This is a genomic window from Clostridium sediminicola (genome assembly GCF_050402865.1).
Lineage (GTDB): Bacteria > Bacillota > Clostridia > Clostridiales > Clostridiaceae > Clostridium_AF > Clostridium_AF sediminicola.
Window position 1 is genome coordinate 152,824 of the sequence record NZ_BAABMF010000009.1, and the last position, 21,557, is coordinate 174,380.

Genomic DNA, 21,557 nt, shown 5'->3' on the forward strand with positions numbered 1-21,557 from the left:
CAAAAAATGTGCCATGTTTTTTATATATAGTTTTATAATCATATTAAGAATGTTATTCATTTACTATGTGATTAAAATAATCAGAGTAATTCTACTCTATTTCGTCCATTGTTTTTTGCTCTATATAATGCTGTGTCAGCTTTCAAGAAAAGCTGTTCGAAAGATTTTTCTTCTCTTTCGGATGTTTCAGATATCCCAATACTAACAGTAGAAGAAATTTTTAGGTCTTTGTAGCTAAATTTATACTCTTCAATACTTTTTCTAATACGTTCTGCTATTTCTATCGCACTATCTTTATTACAGTTAGCTAGAAAAATCCCAAACTCCTCTCCACCTAACCGTCCAATTAAGTCACCATCACGAATACATTGATCTATTACGGTAACTATAGTTTCTAGTACATAATCACCTACAATATGTCCATAACTATCATTAACTTTTTTGAAATAATCAATGTCTAATACCAACAAAAACATATGGCAATTAGTTTTTCTAACATTATTAAGGGAACAATTAACATTTTCAATAAAGGAAACTCTATTTAGTACATTTGTTAAGCCATCTCTCTCAGCTTTAATTTTTAATAATTTGTTTTTTATTTTCTCTTCAGTAATATCTCTAATAATTGAAATAGTTCCTACCTCAGAATGGTTTACAGTATTTAATGTATGGACAGCAATATTATAATAATATTGCTGTCCATCTAAAAAAATTGTAATTTCAAAATTATCACTACACATTTCTATAATAGCTTTATTCCACTGCTTATGATGCTGGGATAACAATTCTTTTGCTTTTTCCTTACTTTGTAGAGTACAAGGTTCTTTTGTTCTATAAGAATTAAAAATATTGTTTTTAATGACAGTATTTAATTCATGTTGTTTAAAAAAGTGGCATGCAGATGGATTAATATCCACAACTGTTCCTTGTGGGGAACAAACTATAATTCCTTCATCAATAACGTCAAAGACCTTGTCCATTGCAATGGGAGAAATGGATAATAAATTATATTTAAAGACTCCCCAGAGTAAGCATAAGCACCCGGGAGTAAATAAAGCTGATATTGGTATGATGACACCGATTTTTTCCAACCAAGCCACCTTGAGAATTCCAAATACTAATGGCAAAACAATGCCTAGCATTACAAGAAAAACTTGAGGCTTTAAAGTTTTAGAGGTTTTTTTCATAAAAAATCCTAATTTAATTTCAGCTGTAATCATTATAATATAATTAAGAGATACCATAAACTTACCAAGTAAGGTTTGTTTAACATAAAGTGCAGATTCGCTACCTTGTATTTTAAGCTCAACGCCTGTCCTCATCAAATGATGATAAGAGTCAGTTAGTATTAGTACAATAGCCATACACTGAATAAAAGTTAAAGTTATAATAAATCTCTTACTAAGAAGGCTTCTATCCCCTGAATAAGAGTAGGCAAATGCTAAAGAAGCAATAGGTGTAATAAAAACACCTATTTGTGTAATATTGCGCCATAATAGTTTAGTTTCAAAGTTAGTAGAGCTTATTTCTAAAAATGAGCCAGTTGCCCATATTATCAAAAAAGATAATAGGAAAACCAATTGTAGTGCACCTGGTTTTTCTTTATTTTTAATAGAAAAAATTACTACAGTACTAAGTATAATAATTGACGATAAATTTATAAATAAGTTTGCAAAACTAATTTCCAAAAGAACACACTCCTTTTATAGCAAAAAAAGCAATATCAAATTTATACTGTAGTAACAGTTTACTATAAATTTACCTAAAAAATCAAATTTATAAATGTTTAAAAGGTTGCAAATAGAAACTAAATAAAGTATAATAGTTTCAAACAGAAACTATTTTTAACCAATAAGTAATTTCAATATAAAGAGAGGTCAAGTATTATGAAAAGTATAATTGTAGAAGAATTAAAAAGTAAATTGAATGCAGTAGCTCTTTTAAGGAGCAATGAAAAGCCAGAAGAATGCATACAACCATTACCTGGGAAACATGTATGTATTATGTCTTTCTATGCACAGGTTGCAACAAAAGGTAAAGTTGCTGCGTTTAGTAGAGAAACGTATGGTTGTTCTGGGGCAAGAGCTGGACTTGGATTTGGGAGTGCATATGGAGAAGAAATGGGAGGATATGATACATTTGCAGCATTCTTTTCAAAGGGTATTAAAGATGCTAAGGATAAGGACAAGTATCAAGAGATTGCTGATGGGACAAATCCGTTTGTAAGAAGGAAACTTATACTAGGAGAAAGGTTTCATACTTCAAGGGAGAAAGCATATAAATGGATTACAAAAGATCTTCCTATATATGACTTTCCTGAGAAATATGTAATATTGAAACCTTTGAAGGATGTAAAGGATGATGAAACACCTCAGTGTGTAATCTTTAATGTAAATCCTATACAGCTTACAGCCCTTATGACTCTATCAGGTTCAATAAGAGAGGGCATAAATGATACGGTAACACCACAAGGAGCAGCTTGCCAGATGATTGGAGCATATGTTTTTAAAGAGTCAGAATCAAAATATCCTAGAGCAGTACTTGGACTGATAGACCTAGCAGCAAGAAAAAATGTAAGAAGTATTCTATCTGATGATATATTAACCTATGCTGTTCCATGGAGATTATTTCTTGATCTTGAAGAAGAAGCAAAAGAAGGTATATTTAAATCTCCATTATGGTTAGATATTTTTGAATAGAAGTAATTTAACTATTCTTTAAGGTGCTAGAAGCAAGAAATATATTTTCAGCCATTTGGCTCATAACTTTGGTTGCTATTTCTATTTCTTCTTCGGAGATATTATTTGAAAGTATACTACTCGTTTCTTCTAGTATAGATATAATTTCTTTTTTAATGGAAAGACTTTTTTTTGTTAGATAAAGATGGTGGATACGTTTATCAACTTTGTCTTTTTCTTTGCGTATATATCCTAAAGATACAAGCTTTTTAACTGATTTAGCAATATCTGCTTTACTAAGTTTTAACAAAGAAACTAGGTCTTCTTGACAGAGATCTTCATGTTGATAAAGTTCAATTAGAATTTTGTATTGATGTTTATGCAAATTATAGGGTTCGATTTGTTTTTGAATATAGTAAAACAGATATCTTGAAATTATATCAATGTATTTACCAACTGATTTATCTTTTGTAATAAATTTTATTTCCATTAAAATACCACCTTTTTATTATTCTTTAGTATTTATTATAGTACAAATCTAAATTCTTGCAAAATATAAAAATTACAAACCATGAAAGGACATTTACTATGAAAAAACCGCTTAAATTAGCTATTTTATCTATTTCTCTTTTAACTGTTATGTCAGGAGCAGCAGTATCACCAGCTCTTGGAAATATTCACGAGGATTTTCAGGGGGCAAACTTATTATTCATAAAAATGATTTTAACTATACCTGCTATATTAATTATTCCTTGCAGTTTAATAACAGGAAAATTAGTTGGAAAAATTAAGAAGAAGAAACTTTTACTCATTGGACTTTTGATTTATTTACTAGGAGGTGTAGGTGGTGGGTTTTGTACAAACATATATGAACTTCTGACCTTTAGGGCTTTATTAGGTATAGGAGTCGGAATAATTATGCCTCTTTCAACAGGGTTAATAGCAGATTTTTTTGAAAAAGATGAGAGAGCAAAAATGATGGGGTACTCAAGTGCAGTTAATCAACTAGGTGGAATGATTGCTATCATCTTATCGGGGATACTTGCAGTAGTTAATTGGCGTTTTTCATTTGGAGTGTATGGTATCGGAATAATCACGTTAATATTAGTGATTTTTGTATTACCAGAACCTGTGAAAAAAGAAGCTGTAAGTAAAAATCAATCTAATTTTAATAAAAATTTATTTAAATTAATGATAGCAATGGCTGTTGTAAATATAGTTTTTTATACAGTTCCAACAACTATGTCAATATTTATTCAAAGCGAAAATTTAGGAGGTGCTAGTATGTCAGGGTATGCATTATCTATTATTAATATAGTTGCTTTTGTGGTAGGATTATTCTTTATAAAAATCACAAAGGTTTTAAAAAATAATGCAGCTGTTATTTCATCCAGTTTTATGTTTGTTGGGTTCCTTTTTTTAAGCAATGGAGATAGTATCATAGCTCTAATGATTTCTATGATATTCATTGGGTTAGGACTTGGAATACTACTGCCTTTAATCTTCTTTACAACTTCTAAAAGTGCAACATCACAAAATAGTACCTTTGCATTAGCTTGTATTAGTAGTAGTATGTTTTTAGGACAGTTTTTATCACCAGTTTTAGTAGATTTTTTTAGTAAAATACTCGGGGGTAAATCTATAAGATTTGCTTTTCGATTTTCTGCAGGCATTTGTTTAGCTGCAACTATAATCGTTTATTTTGTTACTAAAAGGAAAAATAAATCATTTGAGTATCAATATTAATATTCTGAAAAGCCAATTTTGGCTTTTCATGATTTAATAGAGAGAAGAATTCTCTAAAACATCTAATTCTATAACTATGCTTAGAAATGGTTTATTGAACTTTGCATAAATAATTCCACCTTGAAGTTTGATAATTTCAGCTACAATGGATAAACCTATTCCTGAAGATTGATTGTGTCTGTTCTCATCTGAAACATATAGTCTATCAAAAAGTAATTTTACTGAGCTGGTTAAATCTAAATTTGTTTCATTTGTTATTTTTATGATTGCTTTTTTGTTAGATTCATAAATAGAAACAAGAACAGATGTATTTTCCTTTGCATATTTTGAAATATTATCAAATAAATTTTCAAATACACGTAACATTTGGTTAATATCAGTCAATACAAGTAGGTCTTCATTAGGCAATACTACATCAGTTTCAATATTTATTTTATTTAGATTAGGTTTTATTTCTTCAATAAATTGTCCTACTAATGTGCCGATATCTACTTTTTCAAAATCAAAGTTAATATCATTATTTACAAGCTTTGTATAGGTAAATAAATCTTCAATAAGCCGTTGTATTCGTTTGCTTTTTTTTAGCGCTATATTGATATATTCGTCTGCTGTAGAAGCATCTTTATATTTATGTTGTGACAATAGATCAAGATAACCAATAAGAGATGTCAAAGGTGTTCTTAAATCATGCATATATTTGAAATCAGTTTTCGTTGTTTGCTATCAAGTTCTTTTTCTAAATCAAGTTTTGAGCGAAGCGAAAAAGCCATATTGTTGATTGAAACTGCTAAGCTTGTAAGCTCGTTATTTCCTTCTATAGGGAGTTTATTTAAAAGCTGTCCTCCAGCCATAATTTCTATTCCATCATTAATTTTTTTAATATATTTAATTTGTTTTTTTGATAAAAGGAATAAGAGACTTAAAAAAAGACAGATTGCAAAGATACCAATTAATAATTCGTTGGTATCTGAAACCAATGCCTCCATATTAGGTTCTATCATAATAAAACCAACACAATCTTTATACTGTATATTGAAAATATAGAGGGATTCAGATTTCAAATTAAGGTTATTAAAATGGTTTCCAGAATCTCCGGTTTTATCATAATTTTTATCTTTATTATAAAATTCGTCTATTTCATGGAACGTGCCATCTGAATTTGTTAGAAATATGTTATACATATCATATTTTTTAAAAATATCGCTTTTCAACACATCTTCAAAGGTCATATCATTTTTATCAATAGTAAACTTTATTTGGGGAATGTCATTGATTATAGTTTGGCTTTGTTCCTTTAAAAAAGCTTGTTGACGTTTGATACTTAAGTCCTCATTTAGTTCAGAAAATCCAGAATAGACACCAATACTAATTCCTAAGGACAGAATGATTATAAAAGTAATCTGAACATGAATTTTATTTATGAAATTCTTAATCAATTTTATAACCAACCCCCCATATAGTTTTAATATATTTAGGATTTTAATGAATATAAAAGTTTATTAGCCTTATTAATAAGAGCCATTGATTCTTTTAAGTTTTTAATATTTAATTTTTTCCTAGTTATTTTTTCAAGCTTAGCAATGGTAATTGCCATTTCATTTTCCCATTGAGAAGTTTTTGTTTCGTAAATCAAATGACAAACATCAAAAGGATGAATAGTCATATTTTTAGGAAAAAGTGGTATTGATTTTTTTATACTGTCAGATAGCATAGGAACTATAAAAAGAACGCAGTCTCTCATATTTTTCATGTTCTCAATGTTTAGATAACCTACTGAAGAACGAACAACTGGATCAACATCACGAGGTAGAAAATCATCAATAGCATCTCCACTAGAGATGTTTCCTCCTAAAATCCAAAGCGGTTGTGCATCAAGTGCGTATATGAATACTTCAGGAATATAAATACTAGTCATACCAATTTTAGGTTTGTTACTAATACTGACTTCAGAAAAATAGTTATGTGCTTCTTCAATAAAAAAAGCTATATTTTTTGGAGCTGTAATGTCAATTTGCATTTTAGTCAGATAGTTTTCTACTTCTCTAAGCTGAGAACTATACACATCGTTTTTAAAATTTGTATTACTTTTCATTTGTTCTCCTTTCACTATTTATTTAATTTAATTGTATTATTGACTTTTTAAATTGGAATGATTTAAATCTTAAATAATTCTTAATATTTTGAGTTCTATTACTTATATGAAAAAAATGGAAAACAAAATTATATTATTGTAAATTATAATGTATAATAGGGTTAAACCACAAAAAGTAAGTTGAACTAAAATCAACCATAATATCTACCGCAGATTGATTCGTTCTGACGCTATATATTGTGATTGAAGTTCAACTAAATTACTTTTTGTGGAATAACCATAATAGAATTATTAAAAATAATAGAGATTACATTTTTGAATAAATAGGGGTGAAAGTGATGATTCAAGAATTATTACTTATGCAAAAAGAGTATTTTAAAAAAGGATATACTAAGGAATTGGCCTTTAGGATTGATCAATTAAAACTATTGAAAAAGACAATTCAAAAGAACGAAGAGGAAATACTTAAAGCATTAAACAAAGATTTAGGAAAGCCTCATTTTGAAGGATATGCAACAGAGGTTGGTTTCATTCTTGAATCTATAGATTACTTTGTGAAGAATCTGAGGAAATGGGCTAAAGATAAGAAGGAGAGGGCACCTTTCCATCAAGGAATTTCCAAAAGCTTTATAATATCAGAGCCTTATGGTCAAGTGTTGATTATCGGACCGTTCAATTATCCTTTCCAGTTATTGATAGAACCAATGATTGGAGCTTTGGCTGCAGGAAATACAGTCATATTGAAACCTTCTGAAAATGCCTCTCATATTGAAGAATTAATTGTGAAATTAATTAAGGATACTTTTCCAAATGATTATGTTGCTGTTATCACAGGGGATAGGCATGTTACAAGTGAATTAATAAAAGCAAAGTTTGATTATATATTCTTTACGGGTAGTGTTGGAGTAGGAAAAATTGTAATGGCAGAAGCTGCTAAGAATTTAACTCCAGTTACTTTAGAGCTAGGAGGTAAGAGTCCTGTAATTGTTCATAAGGATGCTAATATAGAAGTTGCTGCAAAAAGAATTGCTTGGGGGAAATTTCTAAATACAGGCCAGACTTGTGTAGCACCTGATTATATCTATGTTCATTCAGATATTGAAGAAGAATTCAAGAAATCTTTACAAAGAGTTATAAATGAATTTTATGGGAAAGATCCTAAGGAAAGCATAGATTATGGAAGGATTATTAATAAAAGAAATTTTGATAGGCTTGTAAAGTTAATTAATAAAGATAAAGTATACTTTGGTGGTGATTATGATATAAAGAATTTATATATATCACCAACGATTTTAGAAAATGTTACATGGGAAGATAAGGTTATGGAAGATGAAATTTTTGGACCAATACTTCCTGTTATGAAATATGAATCTTTAGATGAGATAATTGGAGTGATAAATTCAAGGCATAAGCCCCTAGCACTATACCTTTTTAGTGAAAACAAAGAAATACAGGAAAAAGTTTTAAATCAAACTTCATTTGGGGGAGGTTGCATTAATGATACAATATCTCACCTTATTAGCCCAAAAGTACCTTTTGGTGGAGTAGGAAATTCAGGCATAGGTACTTATCATGGTAAATATAGTTTTGATACATTTTCACACAAGAAAAGTATTTTAAAGAAATCAACTAGATTTGATATAAAGTTAATTTATCCGCCCTATAAAAATAGACTAAATATCATAAAAAAAGTATTAAAGTAGTAGTTGACCAATATTTTATATTAGCAAAATTAATATTAAGTTATGAAGTAAATAACAAAACACCTAAATTATGAGTAGAATAAATTTAGGTGTTTATTGTAATAGTAAATTTTTGTTGAGTTTAATGAGGAGAAATAGTATTTCCTTTGGTATCCTTAATAGGAGGTATTGGATTTTTTTCTATTACATAAATAGGGTATCTATTATTTGATGCATATCTAAATTTACCACTATTAGGACCATCACTATTATCAAGTTTTTCATCCATATAATTAATAATATCTTCATCATAGTTAGGTAAAGAAAGTTCTATACATAAGCTATTTACTCCGTCGATTTTTCGATAATCAACTTGGTAATCCTCATTGCTACTGCTAGTACCATTACTTTTTTTATTAAATGGATTTAAAGGCCATTGTTCTAAATATGGACCGCTCCATCCACTAGGTTTAAAGCTATCAGAACCTTTTCCAGTTAATCCTTCTTGATTTGTTGAATTTGTGTCTTTAAATATAAGCCACTGTTCTGTGTCATGATAATGTAAAGTTATAGCCTTTTCAATATGATAACAATCAACTGTAGCTTTACGAGCTTTGGCTAATTTTCTATAATTATTGAATTTAGGAATAGCTATAACAGCCAGTATTGATAAAATTGTAATAACTATTATTAGTTCTATAAGTGTAAATCCATTGTTTTTATCATGTTTTGTTTTCATATAGAATTCCCCCTTAGTGATAATAAATTAGAATACTGCAATAGTTCGAATTAGGTTTTAAGTGCATCTTATTTTTTACATTTTGTAGATAGAAAAATATAAATGAACATAAATTCATTATTATGTAATACTATATAATATGATTAAAGCATATTATATTACTTAAAGCAAGTTAGAGTGGTGCTTTTATACTATTATTTTAATAAAATGTTTTTAAGTATAAATAATGAAAAACTGGATAAAAAATATTGGAATTCAAATTCTTATTTGAATTCCAATATAAGCTGTGTTATAATGAACACGAAAAAGCTAAAATAAAAAATTTAATATGTTAGTTATGGTACGATGATTGTTTTAAATCGTTTAAAAGGGAAAGAGGTTAAAATCCTCTACAGCCCCCGCTACTGTAAATAGTTATGAAATCTTTAATATGCCACTGGTGAAAGCTGGGAAGGCGAAGAGAGTAAGATAAAGCTATGAGTCAGGAGACCTGCCATTAACGATACTTGTTGCTTCGGAGGGAAGTGTGAACATTTTACTTTGTATATCTAAGGATACGTGTATGTTCTCTTCGCGTATCCTTTTTGTTATATTCATTGTTTAAAAATACTCAAATGAAGAAGTGAGGGACTATTATGAAAAAAGGTAAATTATTTGGAATTGGAGTTGGACCAGGAGACCCAGATTTATTAACAATTAAAGCTGTTAAAACACTAAATGAAGTTGATATTATTATTTGTCCTGAAAAGAAAGAAGCAGCAGGTAGTTTTGCTTATGATATTGCAAAGAAACATATAAAAGAAGATGCGATTCTACTGCATTTAACTTTTCCAATGATTTATAATGAGGATGAGCTAAAAATTAAGTGGAAAGAAAACGCAGAAAAGATTGCAGAAAAAATAAAAAAAGGTAAAACATTAGCATTTATTACATTAGGAGATCCTACTGTATATAGTACATATATGTACCTATTACCATATTTAAAAGAATTAGAAGTTGAAGTCGAGACTATACCAGGGATTACATCATTTTGTTTATTAGCTGGTAGTATGAATCTTCCAATTGCAGAATGGGAGGAAAGTTTTTGTATAGTACCTCTTAGAAAGGGTGAAGATGATAAGCTTTCTAAAGCATTGGATGACTTTGATAATGTTATTGTTATGAAACCATCTAATAATTGTAGAATGGTAGCAGATGAATTAATAAAGAGGGGTCTACAAAATAACTTTGTTTTGATTTCAAAAGTTGGAACTGAAAATCAAAACGTGGTTACTGATATTGATGTAATAAAAAATGAAAAGATACCTTATCTATCTACTATAATAATTAAGAAAAAAGGAATTAAGTTATAGAAAAGTATTACGAAAACAAAAACTTTATCAGTTTACAGTAAACCATTAACTGTCAACTGTATTTTGAAATGGTGATAAAATGGCTGAAGGGTATATAGATATTAAACATTCTATTGAAAAAAAGGAAAGAAAAAACTTTATAATTATGATAGTTCTATTTGTTCTGTTAGTATTTGTTATTTTATTTAGTATATCATTAGGAAGAGCAAAATTGGACATACTTACAGTAGCAAAAATAGTCATTGGAAAACTAATTGGTTCAAATAGTTTTTTAAAAGGAGTAGAAGAATATAGTTCAGCAATAGTTTGGGATATCAGGGTGCCTAGGGTATTAGTAGGAGCATTAGTAGGTGCAGGCCTTGCTGTTGCAGGAACCATATTTCAATCTATACTTAGAAATCCTTTAGCAGATCCTTATACAGTAGGTGTATCTACAGGTGCAGCTTTTGGAGCTGTAATTGCAATATTCCTTAATCTATTTATAGTTGCTGTACCTATCCCAATTATGCCATGTGCATTTTTGGGTGCAATAATTACTTTGTTTGTTGTTATAAGAATTGCATCAAAGGATGGTTATATTGTTTCATCAAACCTAGTTTTAGCAGGGATTATAGTCAGTTCTATACTATCATCGGGAATAAGTCTTTTGAAAAGTTTATCAGGTGAAGAAGTTTCTGCCATAGTTTTCTGGCTAATGGGAAGTTTGTCATCAAGAACTTGGACACATTTAATGATTAGTTTTCCAATAATACTTATTTGTATAATTCTAAGCAATTATTATGCAGATGATTTAGATATAATGACTTTAGGAGAAAAAGAGGCAAGATCGTTAGGTGTTGACTCAAAAAGAATTACTAAAATATATCTTGTATTGGCATCATTAATAACAGCTGTATGTGTTTCAGTTAGCGGAATAATTGGTTTCGTTGGTTTAATTGTACCACATATTCTTAGGTTTTCGGTATCAACTAAGAATAGTGTAATTATACCACTATCATCTGTGTGTGGTGCACTTTTGTTGGTTTTATCTGATAATCTTTCAAGACTTTTATTAAATGTAGAAATTCCAGTGGGGGTTATTACGACTCTATTGGGTGGACCATTTTTTATATATATTTTTATGAAAAAAAGAAAATAGAGACAAACCACTTCAACTATAAATTTATACAAGTCCAAAACTTATTGAAGTCTAAGCTTTTGTACATGTAGATTAAGTTTACGTAGGGTTTGTCTATAAGGAATAGGTATAGATGCTTAGTGTAAAAAATATAACTTTTGGATATGATAAAAAAAATATATTTCAGGGTTTATCATTTCAATTTCCAACGGAGGATAGAGGTAAATTTATATCCATCATTGGGCCTAATGGATGTGGAAAAACTACATTATTAAATTTATTGACAGGTGAATTTAGTCCTGTAAAAGGAGAAATTTTGTATGACGATAAGAACATAAAGGATTTCTCAGTTAAAGAATTAGCAAAGTTTTTTGCAGTTACAAGGCAAAGATCAAATATAAGTTTTCCATTCAGTTGCTTGGATATTGTTTTGATGGGAAGAAATCCATATAAAGAAAAATTAAGCAAATCTAGTGACGAAGATTTAGAGATAGTTTATGATGTAATGAAAAAAACAGATACTTACAAATTTATTCCTTCATTGATTACTGAAATCAGTGGTGGAGAATATCAAAGAGTGATGCTTGCAAGAGCCTTGTCTCAAACTCCGGAGATACTATTTTTGGACGAGGCCTTTTCAGCTATGGACATAGCGTATAAAGTAAAATTATTGAAGCTTCTAAAAGAAATAATTAAAGAAAAGAAAATTACAGTAATATCAATTATGCATGATTTAAATCTAGCTTTTAAGTTTAGTGATAAGGTTTGTGTAATGTCACAAGGAAATATCTTGAGCTATGGTATACCACAGGATGTTTTAAATGAAGAGCTTATAAAAAGTGTATTTGATATTGATGTAGAAATGGTAAAAAATAAGGGATTTTTAATAACCTAGATAAACAAAATATTTATCTAGAATAGGGGGATATTTATGAAAAAATTAAGTTTATTTTTAGTATTCATTTTAAGTTTTGCACTTATGACTGGATGTGCTCAAAAAGCTAGTACAGATCCAGCAAAAAAAGCAATATTAGTGGTGAGTTTTGGTACATCATATGCCGATACTAGAGAATTAAGTATTGAAGCTACAGAAAATAGATTCAAGGAAGAGTTTCCTGATTATGATATTGTAAGAGCTTTCACTGCTCAAATTATCATTGATGTTTTAAAAGATAGAGATAATATTGAGGTATTTAACGTTGACGAAGCATTAAACGATTTAAAAGATAAAAAATATTCATCTGTAATCATTCAGCCATTACATGTTATGAATGGAGCTGAATATGATGAACTAGTTGAAGGAACAAAAAAATTCGTTGAAGAAAAAGCTTTTGATGAATTAAAGATTTCTAAACCATTACTTACATCTGTAGAGGATTATAAAGAAACAGTAGCTTCTTTAGAATCTCAATTACCAGAATTACAAGATAATGAAGCAGTAGTATTTATGGGACATGGAACACATCATTTTGCAAATTCTACATATGCAGCTATGGAGTATACACTTCAAGATTTAGGACATAAGAATGTATTTGTTGGTACTGTTGAAGGATATCCTGGACTTGATGAAGTTTTGAGTAGACTTAAAGAAAATAACATTGAAAAGGTTACTTTAATGCCATTTATGTTAGTTGCTGGAGACCATGCTAATAACGACATGGGTGGAGATGAAGATGACTCATGGAAAACAGTTCTTAAAAAAGCTGGTTATGAAGTAGATGTATATATGCATGGATTAGGAGAAGTTAAAGGAGTTCAAGATATATACTTAAAACATGCTCATGAAACAATTGAAGGTCAAGAAGAAGAATAACACTATATAAGGGCAGTTGACAGTTGACAGTGATCAGGTGACAGTTATGGTTGATTTTCTTGCAGAGAATCTTTAAGTGAAATTAAAGATTTTGCTAGCGAAAGATATCCATTATTGTCAACTGAAAACTGTCAACTGTTAATTAAAAAAAGGGGGTGCCAATGTGAAAAATGTTAAATTCAAAACAATAATAAAAATAGCTTTAGTAGTATTATTAACTTTATTCTTAGGAAGAGGATATCTTGAAAAAGCATTTAGTAATATAGATATATTTGACAATAAAGAGTATGCAATTGATATAGTTGATGATTCGGGATATAGAGTGAAATTAGAAAAGCCAGCAAAAAGAATAATATCATTATATTCAGCTCATACTGAGAATTTGTTTTCATTAGGTTTGGAAAATGAAATTATTGGTGTTGGTACTTCAGATATTTACCCTGTACAGACTTTAGAAAAAAAAGTTTTTGACTATAAATCTGACCCTGAGAAGGTAATAGCAGCTAATCCAGATTTGGTTATAATAAGACCTTTTATCCAAAGAAAGAATCCTAATTTTGTTAATACGTTGAAGAGAGCTGGGATAAATGTTGTTTCATTTTATCCAGAGAAATATGATGATTTTGATGAATATATAAATAAATTAGCTTTACTTACAGGTAAAGAAAATACTGCTAAAAAATTATTAAAGGATTTTCACAAAGAACTAGATTCAATTAAAGAAGCAACATCTAAGATTGAAAATAAAGTGGGAGTATATTTTGAGTCTTCTGATAGAGAATATAAAACTGTTACTACTGACTCTATGGCAGCTGTAGCTATAGATATTGCAGGTGGAAAGAATGTTGCAGCTGATGCTGTACCTATAACTGAAAACAGTTCCATTGCTGCTTATGGTTTAGAAAGAATTATAGAAAAAGCAAAGGAAATAGATGTTTTTGTATCCCAAAGAGGAGTAATGGGTGCAGGTGGTAACTATCATTCTATATCCATAAGACCAGGATTTAAAGCAATAAATGCAGTTAAAAACAAACGAATCTTTGAAATAAATCAGAAGATAGTATCAAGCCCTACTTTTAGATATATTAAGGGAGTTAAAGAACTTTGTAGAATGTTTTATCCTGAAGTTTATGATGATTTAAGTACATATAGTTCAGATGAAGAAATAACCAGGGAAGAAATAGCTGAAATATATCTGAAAAAGACTCATAAACAAATATTTGCACCAACATCAAAGTATTATAGGAAAGAGTATAAGGGTCACACTTATGCGTTCTTCCAAGACATAAGTACAGAACATCCTAGATTTGATATTATTGAAACAGCAGTATTATCAGGTTATTTGGATGGATATAAAGAGGATGGCTTAGAGTATTTTTACCCTGAGGAAAAAGTCACTAGTGATGAATTTGCAAAAACTGTTTACTTGATTAGTGATCTGTCTAGTAAAGATGAAAATAAAGAAATAAAAGATATAGAAGAAGTTGAAAATAAAAAAATAGTACAGATACTTGTAGATAATGATGTGATGAAGCTTTATGATGGAGAATTCAGACCTGAAGAATATGTAACAGTTAATGAAGTAATAGAAGTCTTAAACAGTTTTAAAATAAAAGGTGAATAATATGATAGAAATCAAATCAGTATCAAAAAAATATGATGATGTGAAGGCAGTGAATGAACTAAGTATAAACATTAAAAAGGGTAATTTTTTCGGACTTCTTGGACCAAACGGAGCAGGTAAAACTACATTAATTAAAATGATAATAGGTTTACTTGATGTAACAGATGGTGAGATTTTAATAGAGGGTAGAAATTTAACTCGGGATACTTTGGATATTAAACGAAAAATTGGAGTTGTGTCACAACATGTAAATCTAGATAAAGAAATATCTGTATATGAAAACATGTATTTCTCTGGCTTGTTATATAAGCTAGAAAAGAAAGTAATAAAACAAAGAATATCTGAAATACTTAGATTTTTAAATTTAGACAAAGTAAAAGATAGAGAATGTAAGAAACTATCTGGAGGAATGAAACGTAAACTTATGATAGGAAGGGCACTTATTCACAACCCTGATTATATATTTTTAGATGAACCTACTGTTGGAATAGATTTAAATTCAAGAAAAGAAATTTGGGACTTTCTTAAGCTTATGAAAAGCAAGGGTAAAACTATAATATTAACTACTCATTACATAGAAGAAGCAGAAAGTCTTTGTGATAGAGTAGCTCTTATGGATGAGGGAATGATTTTTTATGATGACACTCCCGAAAATTTAACAAAAGCTTTGGGAATATTTACTGTAGAGTATTTTGCAGAAGATAGAAAGACGATGTACAGTTATTTTAATACTTTAGAAGAAGCTAAAAAGTTTTCTTATAATCTGGTCGGAAATTATACTTTAAGAGATACGACTCTAGAAGATGTTTTCTATAGCTTTGCTAATAAGAAGGTAAACAAATGGAAGTAATGACAATACTTTGGAGAGAGTGGATATTCTTTAAACGAAGGTTTTGGAAAATAACAAGTGCTTTAATTGTATCACCTATTCTTTATCTAGTTACATTTGGATGGGGAATTGGAAATGGTATTGCTATGGAAGGAAAGCCATATCTATATTATATTCTACCGGGTGTTATTTCTCTTACAGTTATGAGAGCAAGTTATAGTGCAATTTCAATGAGAATTAGTGTTGCTAGATTACATGAAAAAAGTTTTGAGAACTATATAATAGCTCCAACAAATATGTATATGCTTACAATAGGGCATATTTTAGCTGGTGCATTTAGAGGATTATATGCTGGTTTTCTCATTATATTAATTGTAGCTATATTTGGGATTTTCATAAACATAAATTTTTTATTTATACTAACACTTTTTATAAATAGTATAATGTTTTCATCACTAGGATTTATTGCAGCTATGATGATAGATACTCATTATGATATGAATAGATTTACTAGTTTTGTAATAACACCAATGACATTTTTGTGTGGAACATTTTTCTCAGTAGGGCGTATGCCATATGTTTTAAGGAATTTGATAGAACTTCTACCACTTACTCATACAACTAGATTGATAAGAGGTATATCTTATGGACATAGAGTTGATGAATTTTCATTATTAATAATGATTGTGTATACTGTATTATTCTTTATTTTGAGTGTAAGAATATCTTATGAAGAAGATAGAGCATAATATTGTATAAAAAACAGTAGATTAATTCTACTGTTTTTTATATTTTGAAAGTAATTTCAAATATTGTTTTGTAATCATTGTTAGTATTTAAGGAAATATGTCCACCATGCTTTTCAATTATTTGTTTTACTACATAAAGACCTAGTCCACTTTGACCAGAGGTACGTGAAGAGTCTTCCTGGTAAAAAGCTTCAAATATCATATCTTTTGCATTTTCTGATATTCCTTTGCCATTATCCATAATGCAAATTATATATTCATCATATGATGTTTTACTAGAGACGCAAACATCAGTAGGAATTGTATTATGGCTAAGACAATTCTCCAAAATATTCACAAAAGCTCTTTTCAAATTAACATTATCAAAATTCATTATATGTGGCTTTTCTTCGATAGCTATTTCCATATTAAAGCCTCGTTTATCAAAAATCATATAATAATTAGCACAAATATCTCTTAAAAAAGTATTAATATCACCTTCAGTTAAATTTAATTTATAATCACTATTTTGGAATTTTACCTGTTCAAAAAGTATGGAAATCATTTCATTTAAATCTGAAGCACTATTGTTTATGAATTTTGCATACTCTTTTCTTTCTTCAGCACTTACGTCATCATTAAGAAGTATTTCAGAATATCCTTTAAGAGTGGTAATAGGAGATTTTAAATCATGAGAAAGATCAGAAATTAAACGAGTATTTTTATTTGTAATAGCATCTTTTTCAAGTTTTATTCTTTCCATTTCGTTTAGCATTTCATTATAGCTTTCTGCAACATCTCTTGTTTCTAATAGTTTAGCCTCAATAATATTTATTTTTGTGCGATCATAAGGGGTTTTTGCAATATTATTCTGAATAAACAAAAAATCTTTTTTTATGCTTTTATAAATGTTTTTTACACAAAGAATGAATAGAGCTAAAAAAATTAAAATTGTACCTACTATTAAAACAATAACATACCCATAAGTCATTTGTTTTAATTTATTTAGTACTTTGCCAGTAAGATATTGAAATAGAATTATCGTATTTTCATTACCATCATCATCGATGAAAGTTTTATATATAATATTCATTTCGAAGGAATCAAAATTGAATAAACTAGCAATTTCCTCAGGAGTATATTTATTATTTGAATTTTCATTAACACCTTTTGAATAAATAACATTTAGATTGCTGTCCACAACTTCAATCTTTAGATGATTTTCATTTAAAAAATCAGTAGAGATTTCTTTATAATTCAAAAGGTCCACATCTAAATCATCATATATATTCTTATCTACTTGCATCCAATAAGCAAAACTTGTTGTAAAGTAGAACAATGCAAGTGTAATAATTATTAATAAAAAGAGTATTAGTAGTCGTTTCGTTATGTAGACCCATAGACTATTTGCTTTCTTAAATTTTTTCAATTTTATACCCAAGCCCCCTTACTGTTTTTATATAAAGAGGTTCTTTGGGATTTTCTTCGATTTTTTCCCTTAACCTACTTATATGTACTGTTATTGTGTTTTCATCTCCTTCTCCTTCGATATTAGTAGAATTAATATCATTATATAATTGGCTTTTAGTAAAAACTCTTTCAGGAGAGCTTATTAGTTTTATTAATAACTTATATTCAGTTGCTGTTAAATTACAATTTTCATTTCTAACACTAACTTGACATTTTTCTTTATCTATGAGCAAATCACCATATTTAATTACTCCTGACTCATTGTTATATCCATAATTTCTTCTAATATGGGCATTGACTCTTGATACAAGTTCCAGAGAACTAAAGGGTTTAGTTATATAATCATCAGCACCAAGATCTAGACCTAAAATTTTGTCCTGTTCTAGTGTTTTTGCACTTAACACTAAAATTGGTATACTTGAAAAATCTCTTACTTTTTGAATGAGCGAAAAGCCATCTAGCTTTGGCATCATAATATCAAAAATACAAAGATCTATTTGTTCAGCTTGAATTATATCAAAAGCTTTTAAGCCATCTTCAGCTAGAATTACATCATAACCTTCTTTTTGTAAATATATCTTAACTAAATTAGCAATATCATATTTATCTTCTGCAACTAAAATTCTCATATTTTCTCTCCAATCTTTTTTATATAACAATATTGTATCATATTTTTGGGACAATAATTAAAGCACATAAATATTAAGAAATCTTAAGATTATATAAATTTAATCTTAAAAATTTATTTTTATAATAGAGATATAAAAATAAAAGGAGAGAAAAAAATGAACGTATTAATTTTAACAGGAAGTTTTGGTATGGGACACAACTCTGCCTCTACCGCAATAAAACAAGATATTGAAGAAGAATTTCCACATGCTAGTGTGGAGATAATTGATATATGTAGATACTTATTTCCTAAGTTATATAAAATAATTTATAAATGTTTTGACATTATTGCTGGTAAATGCCGTAATTTATATAATTTTTCTTATAAAATCTCTGGAAATAGTGCTACTATTCCTTTTGAAAAACACATCATAAGTAAAATTAATAGATTAGTGGCATTAAAAAAACCTAATATTATAATTTCAACATTACCTCATAGTTCAAAAATAGTATCCACGTATAAAAAAATATATAATTCGAATATTCCTCTGATTACTTGTATTACTGATATCAGTACTTATAGTGAATGGGTTAATCCAAATACAGATATTTATTTCGTAGCTACAGAAGATATTAAAAATACCTTAATCCAAAAAGGGGTTACAGCAGACGACATTTTCATTAGTGGAATACCTGTAAAAAATAAGTTCAAGAATTGTAGTAATACAATTAAAGAATTTGAAGAAACAAAAGATAAAAAACTTTTAATTATGGGTGGAGGATTGGGTCTTTTACCTGTAGATGATAATTTTTACGCAGATTTGGATCAAATGAAAAATACCAAAACTACTATTATTACAGGAAATAATAAGACAGCATATAATAACCTATTAGGAAAATATAAAAATATTGAAATAGTAGGTTATAGCAATCGGGTAGATAAGTATATGCAAGAAGCTGATTTAATTGTTTCTAAAGCTGGTGGAATTACTTTGTTTGAAACAATACATTCAAGTTTGCCAATTTTTGTTATAGAACCATTCTTTAAGCAAGAAGTTAACAATGCAAATTTTATTGAAGAACAAGGTATTGGTAAAGTGATTTGGGACAAGGATAAAAAGATAGTAGAAGAAATTAATGCTTTGCTTAATAATGATCAAGAACTCTCTAATATGAGATATAAAATGGTGACTATAAAAAATAATTTAAGAAAAAATCCACTGAGAGATACAATAAGACATTTACAAGTTTTGGGGGCAGTGTAATGATTTATTTAACAGTAATAGTAGCTATATTTATTATGTATAGTATAATTCCAACGTATTACTTCAAGTTTCTAGATAAAAATGTGATCAAGAGCTTTAATGATACAAATAATATTGCATTAACATTTGATGATGGGCCAGATAAAGTCTATACTGAAAAATTATTGGATACTTTAAAAGAGTTTAATGTAAAAGCTACTTTTTTTATTGTAGCAAAAAGCGCAGCTGAAAATCATCATATTATAGAAAGAATGATTACAGAAGGACATTCTTTAGGGCTCCATTCTCTTGAACACAAAAATGCACTTTTCAAAGGATATTTCTATATGAAAAAAGATTTTGAGGAATCAATAGCAATAATGAAAAAATATGGATGGAATATTGTATATTATCGACCACCATGGGGGCATTTTAATTTATTTAGTGTATACTTTATCAAAAAGTACAATTTAAAATTAGTTCTATGGAATGTTATGGTTGGAGATTGGGCAAAATCGGTTTCAGCTTCCGAAATAGAGAATCGACTTATAAAGAAAACAAATAAAGGGTCTATTATTTGTTTACATGATGGAAGGGGTGCTAACAATGCACCTAAAAGAACAATTTCTGCACTTGAAAATGTTATACCAAAACTGAAAAAAGATGGATTTCATTTTACATTATTGGAGGATAGTGATGAATAATATAAAAAATAAGAGCAGTTTAATAAAAAACATTATTGTGTTTATTGTTCTTATGTCTATTACCTTTACACTATTACTAAAAGGTGAAAACTTATCAAATATTTTAAAAACCATAAAAACTGTTAAAACATTTTATTTTGGGATAGGGGTACTATCAGTTTTTATTTTTATTATTTGTGAAGGATTGAATATACGCCGTATATTTAAGATACTAAATAATCAAATTCCTTTTATTCGTTCGTTAAAATATGCATTTGTTGGCTTTTTCTTTAGCTCAATAACTCCATCAGCATCAGGAGGTCAACCAATGCAACTTTACTATATGAAAAAAGATAATATAAATATTCCTAATGCTTCACTTACATTACTTGTGGAAGTGGCTATATTTCAAATTGTTACAATAGGTATTGGTATTACATCCTTTATCTTTAATTATAACTTTATTATAAAAAAAATAAGTTCTATTTGGATTTTGTTAATGTATGGTGTTACTGTAAATATATTGATTGTATCGTTTATTATAGCAGCTATCTTTTCAGATAAATTAGTTTTCAGTTTATCAAGTTTACTAATTAAATTACTTCATAAGATTAAAATTGTTAAAGACATAAAAAAAGCAAAAGATTATGTAGAAAATCAGATTGTAGAATACAAAGAAGGTGCTAATCTTATTAAAAAAAATCCAAAAGTAATTTTAAAGGTTTTTGCAACTAGCGTAATCCAAATATCAGCAATGTACAGTGTAGTATTTTGGGTGTATAAGGCTTTTGGGTTAAATGAATTTTCATTTTTAAGTATAATTTCTCTACAATCGATCTTAGCAATAGCGGTATCATCTTTACCTTTGCCAGGTGCAGTTGGTGCTAGTGAGGGTAGCTTTTTGATACTGTTTAAAACCCTTTTTCCTACTAATGTTTTAACATCTGCAATGCTTTTAAATAGAGGAATTAGTTTTTACATTTTTCTAATAATCAGCGGTATTGTTTCGTTATATGCACATTTTATTTCTCTAAAACAAAAAGAGATTTAATGAAAAGATGATTAAAGAGATGAATGTTTTTAATCATCTTTTTTTGTGAAAAACTCATAAATTATTTCCAATATGTAATAAAGTATTATATAATTTTAGT

Annotated in this window: 21 protein-coding genes and 1 riboswitch; of the genes, 13 read left to right on the forward strand and 8 right to left on the reverse strand. The window is 28.5% G+C overall.

Going from position 1 to position 21,557, the window contains the following annotated elements:
• Window positions 1-80 precede the first annotated feature (80 nt).
• The gene (locus ACQ3F0_RS15435) at window positions 81-1,688 is read right to left on the reverse strand and encodes a histidine kinase N-terminal 7TM domain-containing diguanylate cyclase (protein WP_428866227.1); all 1,608 of its coding nucleotides are present in this window, start codon (window positions 1,686-1,688) and stop codon (window positions 81-83) included.
• Window positions 1,689-1,886: 198 nt separating this feature from the next.
• Here ACQ3F0_RS15435 and ACQ3F0_RS15440 point away from each other — a divergent pair, with 198 nt between their 5' ends.
• On the forward strand, window positions 1,887-2,699 hold the full coding sequence (locus ACQ3F0_RS15440) for a DUF169 domain-containing protein (RefSeq protein WP_428866229.1): 813 nt from the start codon (window positions 1,887-1,889) through the stop codon (window positions 2,697-2,699).
• 7 nt (window positions 2,700-2,706) lie between these two features.
• On the opposite strand, the gene ACQ3F0_RS15445 is transcribed toward ACQ3F0_RS15440, so the two are convergent.
• On the reverse strand, window positions 2,707-3,168 hold the full coding sequence (locus ACQ3F0_RS15445) for a MarR family winged helix-turn-helix transcriptional regulator (protein ID WP_428866230.1): 462 nt from the start codon (window positions 3,166-3,168) through the stop codon (window positions 2,707-2,709).
• Between the two features lie 98 nt (window positions 3,169-3,266).
• On the opposite strand from ACQ3F0_RS15445, the gene ACQ3F0_RS15450 reads away from it, so the two are divergent.
• Complete coding sequence (locus ACQ3F0_RS15450) at window positions 3,267-4,424, forward strand: MFS transporter (RefSeq protein WP_428866231.1); 1,158 nt, start codon at window positions 3,267-3,269, stop codon at window positions 4,422-4,424.
• Between the two features lie 33 nt (window positions 4,425-4,457).
• Here ACQ3F0_RS15450 and ACQ3F0_RS15455 read toward each other — a convergent pair whose 3' ends face one another.
• The 3 genes from ACQ3F0_RS15455 to ACQ3F0_RS15465 are packed head-to-tail and all read right to left on the reverse strand — an operon-like array spanning window position 4,458 to window position 6,516.
• A complete protein-coding gene (locus tag ACQ3F0_RS15455) occupies window positions 4,458-5,117 on the reverse strand; it encodes a sensor histidine kinase (RefSeq protein ID WP_428866233.1) in 660 nt (219 codons plus the stop codon).
• Complete coding sequence (locus ACQ3F0_RS15460) at window positions 5,105-5,860, reverse strand: HAMP domain-containing protein (protein ID WP_428866234.1); 756 nt, start codon at window positions 5,858-5,860, stop codon at window positions 5,105-5,107. The genes ACQ3F0_RS15455 and ACQ3F0_RS15460 overlap by 13 nt, the downstream gene beginning before the upstream one ends.
• Window positions 5,861-5,895: 35 nt before the next feature.
• Window positions 5,896-6,516, reverse strand: a complete 621-nt coding sequence (locus ACQ3F0_RS15465) for a 2-hydroxyacyl-CoA dehydratase family protein (protein WP_428866235.1) — start codon at window positions 6,514-6,516, stop codon at window positions 5,896-5,898.
• Window positions 6,517-6,854: 338 nt separating this feature from the next.
• Between ACQ3F0_RS15465 and ACQ3F0_RS15470 the strand changes: the two genes are divergently transcribed.
• The gene (locus ACQ3F0_RS15470) at window positions 6,855-8,219 is read left to right on the forward strand and encodes an aldehyde dehydrogenase (RefSeq protein ID WP_428866237.1); all 1,365 of its coding nucleotides are present in this window, start codon (window positions 6,855-6,857) and stop codon (window positions 8,217-8,219) included.
• A 121-nt stretch (window positions 8,220-8,340) separates the two neighbouring features.
• On the opposite strand, the gene ACQ3F0_RS15475 is transcribed toward ACQ3F0_RS15470, so the two are convergent.
• The gene (locus tag ACQ3F0_RS15475; RefSeq protein ID WP_428866238.1) at window positions 8,341-8,937 is read right to left on the reverse strand and encodes a type II secretion system protein; all 597 of its coding nucleotides are present in this window, start codon (window positions 8,935-8,937) and stop codon (window positions 8,341-8,343) included.
• Window positions 8,938-9,258: 321 nt separating this feature from the next.
• Window positions 9,259-9,449: riboswitch (cobalamin riboswitch) on the forward strand.
• Window positions 9,450-9,572: 123 nt separating this feature from the next.
• Between ACQ3F0_RS15475 and cobI the strand changes: the two genes are divergently transcribed.
• The 7 genes from cobI to ACQ3F0_RS15510 all read left to right on the forward strand — a co-directional run bounded on the left by cobI (window position 9,573) and on the right by ACQ3F0_RS15510 (window position 16,421).
• Entirely contained in the window at window positions 9,573-10,289 is a 717-nt protein-coding gene (gene cobI, locus ACQ3F0_RS15480) for a precorrin-2 C(20)-methyltransferase (protein WP_428866239.1), read from the forward strand.
• A gap of 79 nt (window positions 10,290-10,368) precedes the next feature.
• A complete protein-coding gene (locus ACQ3F0_RS15485) occupies window positions 10,369-11,427 on the forward strand; it encodes a FecCD family ABC transporter permease (RefSeq protein ID WP_428866240.1) in 1,059 nt (352 codons plus the stop codon).
• 112 nt (window positions 11,428-11,539) lie between these two features.
• Window positions 11,540-12,301, forward strand: a complete 762-nt coding sequence (locus ACQ3F0_RS15490; RefSeq protein WP_428866241.1) for an ABC transporter ATP-binding protein — start codon at window positions 11,540-11,542, stop codon at window positions 12,299-12,301.
• Window positions 12,302-12,337: 36 nt separating this feature from the next.
• Window positions 12,338-13,219, forward strand: a complete 882-nt coding sequence (locus ACQ3F0_RS15495) for a sirohydrochlorin cobaltochelatase (protein ID WP_428866243.1) — start codon at window positions 12,338-12,340, stop codon at window positions 13,217-13,219.
• Between the two features lie 163 nt (window positions 13,220-13,382).
• Window positions 13,383-14,843, forward strand: a complete 1,461-nt coding sequence (locus ACQ3F0_RS15500; protein WP_428866245.1) for an ABC transporter substrate-binding protein — start codon at window positions 13,383-13,385, stop codon at window positions 14,841-14,843.
• 1 nt (window position 14,844) lies between these two features.
• Window positions 14,845-15,693, forward strand: coding sequence for an ABC transporter ATP-binding protein (locus tag ACQ3F0_RS15505; protein ID WP_428866247.1), 849 nt, complete (start codon window positions 14,845-14,847; stop codon window positions 15,691-15,693).
• Window positions 15,684-16,421, forward strand: a complete 738-nt coding sequence (locus tag ACQ3F0_RS15510; RefSeq protein ID WP_428866248.1) for an ABC transporter permease — start codon at window positions 15,684-15,686, stop codon at window positions 16,419-16,421. The genes ACQ3F0_RS15505 and ACQ3F0_RS15510 overlap by 10 nt, the downstream gene beginning before the upstream one ends.
• A 37-nt stretch (window positions 16,422-16,458) precedes the next feature.
• Here ACQ3F0_RS15510 and ACQ3F0_RS15515 read toward each other — a convergent pair whose 3' ends face one another.
• Both ACQ3F0_RS15515 and ACQ3F0_RS15520 read right to left on the reverse strand, forming a co-directional pair.
• Window positions 16,459-17,829 carry a sensor histidine kinase gene (locus ACQ3F0_RS15515; protein ID WP_428866249.1) on the reverse strand — a complete coding sequence of 457 codons (1,371 nt, stop codon included), beginning with the start codon at window positions 17,827-17,829 and terminating at the stop codon, window positions 16,459-16,461.
• Window positions 17,816-18,499, reverse strand: a complete 684-nt coding sequence (locus ACQ3F0_RS15520; RefSeq protein ID WP_428866250.1) for a response regulator transcription factor — start codon at window positions 18,497-18,499, stop codon at window positions 17,816-17,818. The genes ACQ3F0_RS15515 and ACQ3F0_RS15520 overlap by 14 nt, the downstream gene beginning before the upstream one ends.
• 156 nt (window positions 18,500-18,655) lie before the next feature.
• Between ACQ3F0_RS15520 and ACQ3F0_RS15525 the strand changes: the two genes are divergently transcribed.
• The 3 genes from ACQ3F0_RS15525 to ACQ3F0_RS15535 are packed head-to-tail and all read left to right on the forward strand — an operon-like array spanning window position 18,656 to window position 21,457.
• The gene (locus ACQ3F0_RS15525) at window positions 18,656-19,744 is read left to right on the forward strand and encodes an MGDG synthase family glycosyltransferase (RefSeq protein WP_428866252.1); all 1,089 of its coding nucleotides are present in this window, start codon (window positions 18,656-18,658) and stop codon (window positions 19,742-19,744) included.
• Window positions 19,744-20,427: a polysaccharide deacetylase family protein gene (locus tag ACQ3F0_RS15530; protein ID WP_428866254.1), complete on the forward strand. Its 684-nt coding sequence runs from the start codon at window positions 19,744-19,746 to the stop codon at window positions 20,425-20,427. Before ACQ3F0_RS15525 ends, ACQ3F0_RS15530 begins: the two co-directional genes overlap by 1 nt.
• Window positions 20,420-21,457 (forward strand): lysylphosphatidylglycerol synthase transmembrane domain-containing protein, encoded by a 1,038-nt coding sequence (locus ACQ3F0_RS15535; protein WP_428866256.1) that lies wholly within the window; start codon window positions 20,420-20,422, stop codon window positions 21,455-21,457. The genes ACQ3F0_RS15530 and ACQ3F0_RS15535 overlap by 8 nt, the downstream gene beginning before the upstream one ends.
• Window positions 21,458-21,557 lie beyond the last annotated feature (100 nt).